This window comes from Rhodoferax sp. (assembly GCF_039922535.1).
Lineage (GTDB): Bacteria > Pseudomonadota > Gammaproteobacteria > Burkholderiales > Burkholderiaceae_C > Rhodoferax_B.
In genome coordinates this window covers 1-9,156 of sequence record NZ_JBDTEM010000395.1, presented here as the reverse complement: position 1 = coordinate 9,156, position 9,156 = coordinate 1, and the positions used below count along the sequence as shown (strand labels likewise).

8 protein-coding genes, 1 tRNA gene and 1 pseudogene are annotated in these 9,156 nt (G+C 63.7%); 6 read left to right on the top strand and 4 right to left on the bottom strand.

What is annotated here, in order from left to right; genetic code table 11:
- Positions 1-257 (top strand): Gfo/Idh/MocA family oxidoreductase (locus ABI213_RS18765; protein ID WP_348028215.1); only part of this gene is annotated, 257 nt, incomplete at its 5' end.
- Between the two features lie 46 nt (positions 258-303).
- Here the strand turns inward: ABI213_RS18765 and ABI213_RS18760 are convergent.
- A pseudogene (locus tag ABI213_RS18760) lies at positions 304-804 on the bottom strand (DDE-type integrase/transposase/recombinase); the annotation flags it as partial.
- A 254-nt stretch (positions 805-1,058) separates the two neighbouring features.
- Positions 1,059-1,134: transfer RNA gene (locus ABI213_RS18755), tRNA-Lys, on the bottom strand.
- Between the two features lie 349 nt (positions 1,135-1,483).
- On the opposite strand from ABI213_RS18755, the gene ABI213_RS18750 reads away from it, so the two are divergent.
- Genes ABI213_RS18750 through clsB form a run of 4 tightly spaced genes read left to right on the top strand, consistent with a single transcriptional unit; the run spans position 1,484 to position 4,774 of the window.
- The gene (locus ABI213_RS18750; protein ID WP_348006920.1) at positions 1,484-2,386 is read left to right on the top strand and encodes a PfkB family carbohydrate kinase; all 903 of its coding nucleotides are present in this window, start codon (positions 1,484-1,486) and stop codon (positions 2,384-2,386) included.
- Entirely contained in the window at positions 2,383-2,829 is a 447-nt protein-coding gene (gene nudB, locus ABI213_RS18745; protein WP_348006921.1) for a dihydroneopterin triphosphate diphosphatase, read from the top strand. The genes ABI213_RS18750 and nudB overlap by 4 nt, the downstream gene beginning before the upstream one ends.
- Complete coding sequence (locus ABI213_RS18740; RefSeq protein WP_348006922.1) at positions 2,826-3,554, top strand: endonuclease/exonuclease/phosphatase family protein; 729 nt, start codon at positions 2,826-2,828, stop codon at positions 3,552-3,554. The genes nudB and ABI213_RS18740 overlap by 4 nt, the downstream gene beginning before the upstream one ends.
- Positions 3,555-3,559: 5 nt before the next feature.
- Positions 3,560-4,774 (top strand): cardiolipin synthase ClsB, encoded by a 1,215-nt coding sequence (gene clsB, locus ABI213_RS18735; protein ID WP_348006923.1) that lies wholly within the window; start codon positions 3,560-3,562, stop codon positions 4,772-4,774.
- Here the strand turns inward: clsB and ABI213_RS18730 are convergent.
- Entirely contained in the window at positions 4,771-6,708 is a 1,938-nt protein-coding gene (locus ABI213_RS18730; RefSeq protein ID WP_348028213.1) for a Cache 3/Cache 2 fusion domain-containing protein, read from the bottom strand. The genes clsB and ABI213_RS18730 overlap by 4 nt on opposite strands.
- Positions 6,709-6,952: 244 nt before the next feature.
- Between ABI213_RS18730 and ABI213_RS18725 the strand changes: the two genes are divergently transcribed.
- Positions 6,953-8,554, top strand: a complete 1,602-nt coding sequence (locus ABI213_RS18725; RefSeq protein ID WP_348005839.1) for an alkaline phosphatase D family protein — start codon at positions 6,953-6,955, stop codon at positions 8,552-8,554.
- Here the strand turns inward: ABI213_RS18725 and ABI213_RS18720 are convergent.
- The coding region (locus ABI213_RS18720) for an EamA family transporter (protein ID WP_348028211.1) at positions 8,551-9,156 on the bottom strand (606 nt) is incomplete at its 5' end. The two genes, ABI213_RS18725 and ABI213_RS18720, sit on opposite strands and share 4 nt — an antisense overlap.

Below are 9,156 nucleotides of genomic sequence, written 5' to 3'. Positions count from 1 at the left end.
CCGGTCTGCTGCAATGCGGCAACCACACCCCCACCGAAGTGGTGCAGTGGGATGCCAACGGTATCCGCGCCGACAAGCCCGAAGCCTTCTTCCTGCAACGCTACGCGGCGGCCTACAAGCTGGAAATTGCGCACTTCTTTGACTGCCTGCAAAACGGCACGCCGTTCAAAACCACGGTGGCCGACGGCGTGGCGGCGCAAAGGCTGGCCGATGCGGCTTCTGAGAGCTGCAATAGCGGCTTGCCCATCACGTTTTAAGCTATGGTGAACCGCCCCCGGTTTCGTGGAAGCCCGTTGGGTTAAGTCAGGCCACCACCGCGGAGGCCCCATTGGCGAGTTGCCGGTAGCCGTTTGCCTCAGCTTCTGCAGGCGGGATATACCCGATAGGTTCAAGCAATCTCTGGTGGTTGAACCAGGCCACCCATTTCAGGGTGACCAGCTCCACCGACTCCTTGGTCTTCCAAGGTGTGCGAGGATGGATCAGCTCGGCCTTGTACCGGCCATTGATCGTATCGGCCAAAACGTTGCCTGAGCTGTAGCCCTTACTTCCCAGCGAGGGTGCAATGTTGGCTTCGGCCTGTCTCTCGCTATAGCGGATGCCGACGTATTGCGATCCTCTGTCCGAGTGATGAGTCTGGGTTCCATCACGCTCGGGCTGTCTGGCGTACAGCGCCTGCTCCAACGCGTCCAATACGAAGTCCGTGCGTATCGAACTGCTCATCCGCCAGCATAAGATGCGCCGGACTTACACGTCGATCACAAAGGCCACGTACAGCCTGCCCTACCGGGTCGAAAATTAGGTGTAAGTCCGAGACCCACCGTTTTCTCAGTGGTTTGAGCCTCCTCAAAAGCCAGGACGGTCAATCTGACGCGGAAATTGTGCGCAGGCTTAAGGTATTTGCGGCGAAGGTCTGACCGGAGTCGCGAAAAAGTGACGCTGCGATCTACGAACTCTGCATCGCGACGTGGATCGTCATAAGAAAGCTATTTCATACGGCAAACAAAAAAGCCTGCTACGAATTAAGTAGCAGGCTTTACTGTGCCCATAAGGCTTAAAAGTGGTGGGTCCTGACAGATTCGAACTGTCGACCTACGGATTAAGAGTCCGCTGCTCTACCAACTGAGCTAAGAACCCACTTTAAAAACGGGTGCCGTTGCAGCGAAATAATCCGCTGTGGCAAGCCCACTATTATGCACTAAATAGTCGCGTTTTAAGGCTGCTGCACTGGCTTGTGGCATGGAAGTGGATGAAATCTCCGCGGTTACTCTTAATTTCATAGCGGTCCACGCAGTTTTTATAAGCGCTAGGGGCTATTCTCATTCATATTTTTATAAGCTATTCACGCTGGGCTCTTTGGACGTGGCAGTGCTTGCGCCACAATGCGTTGACAACGTGGGCCCGGGGTGGCGCACACGGCCGTGGACTACAGAGAGGCGCTATGGGTGAGATTTTGGGGACCAGTAGTAGCGTGAATGCTCCTGAGGTGGGACCACGTATTAGCACGGTGGGCCACGCGGCCTTGGACCATTGTTTTGACATTGCGGCGTTTCCGCACCAGCCGACCAAAACCCCGGCCCAGCAGTACCGCATGGTGTCGGGCGGCATGGCGGCCAATGCGGCGATTGCGGCCACCCGGTTGGGCGCGCGGGTAGGGCTGTTTGGGGCCGTGGGCGATGACGAGGCCGGGCAGTTTCTGGCGCGGCGGGTGCAGGGCCTGGGGGTGGACTGCGCGGGGCTGCAACGGGTACCGGGGGCAAGCTCGTCGATCTCGGCGGTGGTGATCGATGCGCATGGCGAGCGGCAGATCTTCAATTGCCGGGGCGATGCATTGCGTAACGCGTTGCCGATGGACGTGGCTGGCCTGCAGGGCTCTGATGTGGTGATGGTCGATCCGCGCTGGATGGCCGGCTCCCTGGCGGCCTTGCACTGGACACGTTTGAACGGCGTACTCAGCGTGCTGGACGGCGATTTGTCGCCCCAGGCGGATTTGCAAGCCCTCAGCGCACTGGCCGACTGGTCGGTGTTTTCCGAATCCGGCCTGATGGCGTTTGCACCGGGCGTATCGATTGAATCTGCCTTGCAATGCGCGCTGGATGCCGGTACCCACGTGGCGGTGGTCACCCTGGGCCCGCGCGGCGTGCGCTGGATGCGGCGCGACGGCGTATTGCACAGCGTCGATGCATTTCCGGTGAAGGCGATAGACACCAATGGCGCGGGCGATGTGTTCCATGCGGCGCTGGCGCTGGCTTTGGCGCAGAAGCATAGTGACCGCGATGCGATCCGGTTTGCGGCGGCGGCAGCGGCGCTGAAATGCAAGCGCACCGGTGGCGTGGGCAACGGGCCCGACCGCAGCGAGCTCGACCAGTTCTTGGCCCATCACAGTTGAGCCGGTTCAAAATCCCCGAGTCGGTGCTGGTGGTGGTCCACACTGCGGCACTGGACGTGCTGCTGATCCGCCGGGCCGATGCCGACGAATTCTGGCAATCTGTCACTGGCAGCAAAGACACGCCGGACGAAGATTTTCGCGCCACTGCCGTCCGCGAGGTGGCAGAAGAGACCGGCATCCACGCATTAACCAGCCAGTTGCGCGACTGGCAACTCGAAAACATTTACTCCATTTACCCCCAATGGCGGCACCGCTATGCGCCGGGCGTGCTGCAGAACCGCGAACATCTGTTCAGCCTGCAGGTACCCGCCAACACGCCCGTGGTGCTGAGCCCACGCGAGCACACGGCCTACCAATGGTTGCCGTACCATGCCGCGGCGCGTGCCTGCTTTTCACCCTCTAACGCCGAGGCTATTTTGATGCTCCCTCGCTTTTGCCCATGACAATCCTCCGCGTGGCTACCTACAACATCCACAAAGGCGTGCAGGGCCTGGGCCCGACCCGGCGGCTGGAGATCCACAACCTGGGCCACGCGGTCGAGCAACTGGATGCCGACATCATTTGCCTGCAAGAGGTGCGCAAGCTCAACCGCAGCGAGCAAAAATACTTCACCCACTGGCCCGATTTACCGCAGGCCGACTACCTGGCCCCCGAAGGCTACGAGGCGGTATACCAGACCAATGCCATCACCCGCCACGGCGAGCACGGCAACGCTTTGTTGTCGCGCTGGCCGGTGGTGTGGCACAAGCACGAGGACATGTCGGACCACCGCTTCGAGCAGCGCGGCCTGCTGCATGTGCATGTACAGGTGCACGGCGTGCCCATCCACGTGATCGTGGTGCACCTGGGGCTGATTCCGGCCAGTCGGGCGCGCCAGGTGCAGCAGTTGGCGACCTACATCGCCCGCGATGTGCCGCCCGAAGCGCCGTTGATTGTGGCGGGCGACTTCAACGACTGGGGCAGCCAGATGCGCCACGCGCTGAACCGCATCCACATGCAGGCGTTTGACAAGCCCGGCGCGCGCACTTACCCGTCGCGCCTGCCGCTGGCGCAGCTGGACTACGTATACGCCCGCGGCCTGAAACCGGTTGGGCTGGAAGTACCACGCGGGCGCATTTGGTGGCGCATGTCGGACCATCTGCCGCTGGTGGCAGAGTTTGAAATGTGAGCCGCATGCCGCGTCCCCGTCCCCGCCTGCGCAGTGGGCACAGCCTGGAGTTACTGGAAGGCAGCCGGGCTTTCTTCCCTGCCCTGGTGGCCGCCATGGACGCGGCCCAGCATGCGGTGCGGCTGGAAACCTATATTTTTGACTGCACCGGCGCGGGGGCCGAAGTGGCCGAGGCGCTGCTGCGCGCCGCCCAGCGCGGGGTGCACACCTGCGTGGTGGTCGATGGCCTGGGCACCGGCACGCTGCCCAAGGAATGGACCGATCGTTTTGCGGCCGCAGGCGTGCAGTGGCGGGTGTATTCGCCGGTGAACATGCTGGCCCTGCTGATGCCTACGCGCTGGCGGCGGCTGCACCGCAAGCTCTGCGTGGTGGATGGTGCGGTGGCGTTTTGCGGCGGGATCAACATCCTGGACGACTTCCATGACCCCAACTTTGGGGCGCTGGATGCGCCCCGCTTTGATTTTGCGGTGCGCATCACCGGGCCCATCGTGGGCCATATCGACACCACCATGCAGGTGCTGTGGCGGCGGTTGCAGGCCGTGCGCGACCTGCGCCAGCACAAGCTGCAAGAGGCGGTACAGACCTTTTTGTCGGCCAAGTCCCGCAGCGCACCAACTCCTGAAACCATAGCTGCCGACGCAGCGTCCACCAGCGCTGCGCTGGTTTTACGTGATAATTTACGCAGCCGTACCCGGATCGAGCGCGCCTACCTGCGGGCCATCGGCACAGCGCGGCACGAGATCATCATTGCCAACGCCTACTTTGTCCCCGGCTTTCGCCTGCGCCAGGCCCTGGTGGCTGCGGCCGAACGCGGCGTGCGGGTGCAATTGCTGTTGCAGGGCAAGTACGAATACTTCATGCAGTTCTATGCCGCGCGGCCGGTGTACGGCGTGTTGCTGGGCGCGGGCGTGGAGATCCATGAATACGCGCCCAGCTTTTTGCATGCCAAGGTGGCGGTGGTCGATGGCCACTGGGCCACGGTGGGCTCCAGCAACCTGGACCCCTTGAGCCTGCTGCTGGCCCGCGAAGCCAATGTGGTGGTGGAAGATGCCGCCTTTACCACCGCTCTGCGCGAACGTTTGCTGCAGGCGATAGAGGAGGGTGGCCAGACGATGGACCCGGCCACCTACGCCGCCCGGCCGCTGCGCCAGCGCGGCCTGGAGTACGTGGCCATGCTGGTGATGCGGCTGGCCTTGCTGGTGACGGGAAAGCGGTACTAGGCCAGCTTAAAAACGGCCACTGCCTGCGCCAAGCGCTCGGCCTGGTCGCGCAGGCTTTCGGCGGCCGCGGCAGACTGTTCGACCAGGGCGGCGTTTTGCTGGGTCATCTGGTCCAACTGGCCTACGGTGTTGTTGACATCGCCAATGCCGTCCGACTGCTCGGCAGCGGCGGCGGTGATCTCGCCAATGGTGTCGCTCACCCGCTTCACCGAGCTGACAATCTCGTCCATGGTGGTGCCCGCGTTTTGCACCAGCCGGGAGCCGGATTCCACCTTGTCCACCGACGCGTCAATCAGCGTCTTGATCTCTTTGGCGGCCTCGGCGCTGCGCTGGGCCAGGCTGCGCACTTCGCTGGCCACCACCGCAAAGCCACGCCCCTGTTCACCCGCGCGGGCGGCTTCCACGGCCGCATTCAGCGCCAGGATATTGGTCTGGAAGGCAATGCCGTCGATCACGCCGATGATGTCGGCAATCTTTTTGGAGCGGTGGTTGATATCGGTCATGGTGGACACCACTTCGCCCACCACCGCACCGCCGCGGGCGGCCACGGCGGCCGCGGATGCCGCCAACTGGTTGGCCTGGCGTGCGGCGTCGGCCGACTGCTGCACTGTGCTGGTGAGTTCCTCCATGCTGCTGGCGGTGCGCTGCAGGTTGCTGGCGGTCTGCTCGGTGCGCACGCTCAAGTCCTGGTTGCCGCTGGCGATCTCGGCGCTGGCCGTGCCTATGCTTTCCACGGCGGCGCGCACCTGCGACAGAGCTTGCAGGTAGCGTTGGCGCATGCCTTCCACCTCGTTCACCAGGGCCCCGATTTCGTCCTTACGCTGGGTGCTGAAGGCCCGGGTCAAATCGCCATGGGCCACGGCGGTGACGGCTACCGTCAGTTCGGCCAGCGGCAGACTCACGCTGCGGCGCACCAGCACGTACAGGCCTACGCCCAGCAGCACGGTGGTGGCCGCCAGCAGGCTCCAAATGACGCTCATGTTGCGCCAGTACTCGGCCATGGCTTCGCTCTCGGCCACCTCGGCCACCAGCCAGCCGCTGCCCCCAGCGGTTTTACGCATCACCGCCCAGGTGTCGGTAGGCGTGCTGCCCAGCAGCGTAGCGGCATTGCGCACATAGCCGTCCGTATCGGTGGACAGAGCGGTCAGAAACGGCTCGGCCTGGGGGAAGACTTCCAGCACTTTTTTGCCCTTGGCCGTGGGGTGGATGCTGAACTTGGCATCGGCGAGCGGGCCGCGCGCGTCCAGCAGGTAGATACCGCCCGAGGCAAAAAACTTGGATTCGGTCACCTGCTTCTCTAGCGCCGCCTGCTGCAGCGTGATGTCGCTGCCCACAAAAAAGATGCCAATCACAGCCCCGGCCGCGTCCTTGATGGGTTCGTAGCGCGTCATGTACGGCGTGCCAAACAACACCGCCGGGCCGGTGTAGCTTTGGCCGGACTGGATCAGTGCATAGGCCGGGTGGCTACGGTCCAGCAAGGTGCCCATGGCGCGTGCGCCGTCCTGCTTTTTCAGCGAGGTGGTGACACGCAAGAAGTCGTCGCCTTTTTTGGCAAACACTGTGGCCACGCCGCCGGTGTCCTGGCTGAACTGGTCTACCGCGCTGAAGTCGTCGTTGACCACTTTGTCGGCGTTGCTCAACTGGCCGGTGGCCGGGTCCAGGCTGAGCGTGGGGCCAAAGCTATTGCGAAAGCTGCGGAACGCGCGCTGCACCAGCTCGCGGTTGATGCGGTCGTAGGCATCGGCCACTGCCACCACGCTTTGCACCCGCTCGGTCACGGTGTTGACCAGCTGGGCGTGGGTGCTGCGCTGCACGATTACGCCGATGGCCACGGCCACGGCCAGCAAGACCACAGCCAGACCTGCCAGAGAAAGCAAGGCCAGCTTGCGGGCGACCGAAGCGCGGGAACCAGGGGCAGTCGGGGCGTGGTCCATAGGGTGCTCCTTGTAAGAGTTTGTAATAAAGCGGGATTGTCCGCATGTTAAACCGTCACTGGGGCTCTGGAGGCGCTGTGGTGCGGTTTTATCTGTCGCTACGTATTTTGTAGCTATTGGTGCAGATACTATCTGCGCTAGAGCCCTATTTTCTATAGAAATTCTAGGCCAGCGTCACACACATGACATCTGGTTTTTTCACAATCCGGCCACCCCACTTGATCCACTACCAAAGAGAGTTGCCATGGACCGCCGCACATTCCTGAATGCCACCACCGCGTTGACCGGAGCCACCGTCGCTACCGCCGTTGCACCGCTGCACAGCTTTGCCCAGTCTGCACCCGCCATCATCACCCGCGACCGCATGCGCCCGCAGATGGCCCAGGGCGTGCAAAGCGGCGACCCCAAGGCCGACGCTGCCATGGTCTGGACGCGCAGCGACCGCCCGGCCCGCATGTGGGTCGATTGGTCGACCACCGCCAGCTTTGCCAATCCCACCCGCGTGCGCGGCCCGTATCTGATGGAGGGCAGCGACTTCACCGGCCGCCTGGACCTGGCCAGCCTGCCCGCCGGGCAAGAGATTTTTTACCGCGTGGTGCTGCAAGACCTGCACAACGAACGCGTGCTGTCCGAGCCGGTGCGCGGCCACCTGCGCCTGCCCGCAGCGGCCGGCAGCAAAGCCTTGCGCGACGTGCGCTTCACCTGGAGCGGCGACACCGCTGGGCAGGGCTGGGGCATCAACGAAGCCTGGGGCGGCATGTCGATCTACGAGCAGATGCGCAAGGTCAACCCCGACTTCTTTTTGCACAGCGGCGACACCATCTACGCCGACGGCCCCATCAGCGCCCAGGTCACGCTGCCCAACGGCACGCTGTGGAACAACATCGTTACCGAAGAGGTCAGCAAGGTCGCCGAGACCCTGAACGAGTTCCGGGGCCGCCACCGCTACAACCTGCTGGATGCCAATATCCGCCGCATGGCCGCCGACGTGCCGCAGATTTGGCAGTGGGACGACCACGAGGTGAACAATAACTGGTCGGACTCCAAAGACCTCAGCGGCGATGCCCGCTACACCCAAAAGAACATGCCCCTGCTCACCGCCTACGGTGCCCAGGCCTTCCACGAATACGCGCCTCTGCGCCGCACCGCCGATGTCGAGAGCCAGCGCGTCTACCGCTACCTGCCCCAAGGCCCGCTGCTGGACATGTTTGTGGTGGACATGCGCAGCTACCGCGGTGCCAACAGCGCCAACCTGCAAACGTCTGAGACCCCCGACAGCGCCTTCATGGGCCGCCCGCAAGTCGACTGGCTGCTGGACGGCCTGAAGCAATCCAAAGCCGTGTGGAAAGTGATTGCCGCCGACATGCCCATCAGCCTGCACGTGCCCGACGGCAAAGACGGCGAAGGCCGCGATAAATGGGAGGCGATTGCCAACGGCGACGACGGCCAGCCCCTGGGCCGCGAGATCGAAATCGCCCGCCTGCTGCGCGAGATCAAGCGTGCGGGCATCCAGAACGTGGTGTGGCTCACCGCCGACGTGCACTACACCGCCGCCCACTACTTCGACCCCAACAAGGCCCAGTTCAGTGACTTCGCGCCGTTCTGGGAATTTGTCTCGGGCCCGCTGAATTCGGGCAGCTTTGGCCCCTGCAAGGTGGACGGCACCTTCGGTATGCAAGTGGCCTACCAAAAGGCTCCGCCCGTGCAAAACACAGCTCCCAACGGCGGTTTCCAGTTCTTCGGCCAGGTGGACATCGATGCCAAAACCCGCGCCATGACGGTCACCTTGAAAGACCTGACCGGAGCCTCGCTGTACACCAAGATGCTGGAGCCGCAAAAAGCCTAGCGCTGGCGCACCTCGGCGGCCATCACCACCGCCAGGCCTGCCAGCACACCGCCCAGCCCGATCCACGCCCCCAGCGTGGTCTGCTCGTGCAGCACCGCCACAGCCAGGCCAAAGGCTACCAGCGGCTCGGCCAGCGCCAGCGTCACCGCCGTGGCGCTGGCCACCCAGCGCAGCGCGTAGCTGAACAATAAGTACGCCACCCCGGTGGCCACCACGCCCAGGTAGCCCACCACCAGCAGATCCGAAGTGGTGGCGGTGAACGGCCCGGATACCGCCAGCGCCACCGGCACGGCCACCAGCGCGGCGGCGGCAAAGGTGCACAGCGTCACCGTGGCGGGCGGCGCGGCGCGTACCAGCCGCTGGTTGACCAGCGCGTAGGCCGCGTAGCTAATGCCCGCCACCAGGCACAGTACGGTGCCGCGCAGGCTGACGGCATGGTCCGCACCGCCCCCCAGCACCATCAGTGTGCCCCCGCCCACGGCCAGCAGCGTGCCCAGCCACCAGGCCGGGCGCGGAACCTGCCGGGTAAATAGCCACTGCAGCACGCCCGCCCATACCGGCCCGCTGCCCAGCGCTACGGCCGTGCCAATCGCCACGCCGTT

Bases quoted from the DNA above. Each gene is read 5' to 3' on its own strand.
- ABI213_RS18725 (WP_348005839.1), top strand. From the start codon at position 6,953: ATGGACCGCCGCACATTCCTGAATGCCACCACCGCGTTGACCGGAGCC.
- ABI213_RS18740 (WP_348006922.1), top strand. From the start codon at position 2,826: ATGACAATCCTCCGCGTGGCTACCTACAACATCCACAAAGGCGTGCAG.
- clsB (WP_348006923.1), top strand. From the start codon at position 3,560: ATGCCGCGTCCCCGTCCCCGCCTGCGCAGTGGGCACAGCCTGGAGTTA.
- ABI213_RS18730 (WP_348028213.1), bottom strand. From the start codon at position 6,708: ATGGACCACGCCCCGACTGCCCCTGGTTCCCGCGCTTCGGTCGCCCGC.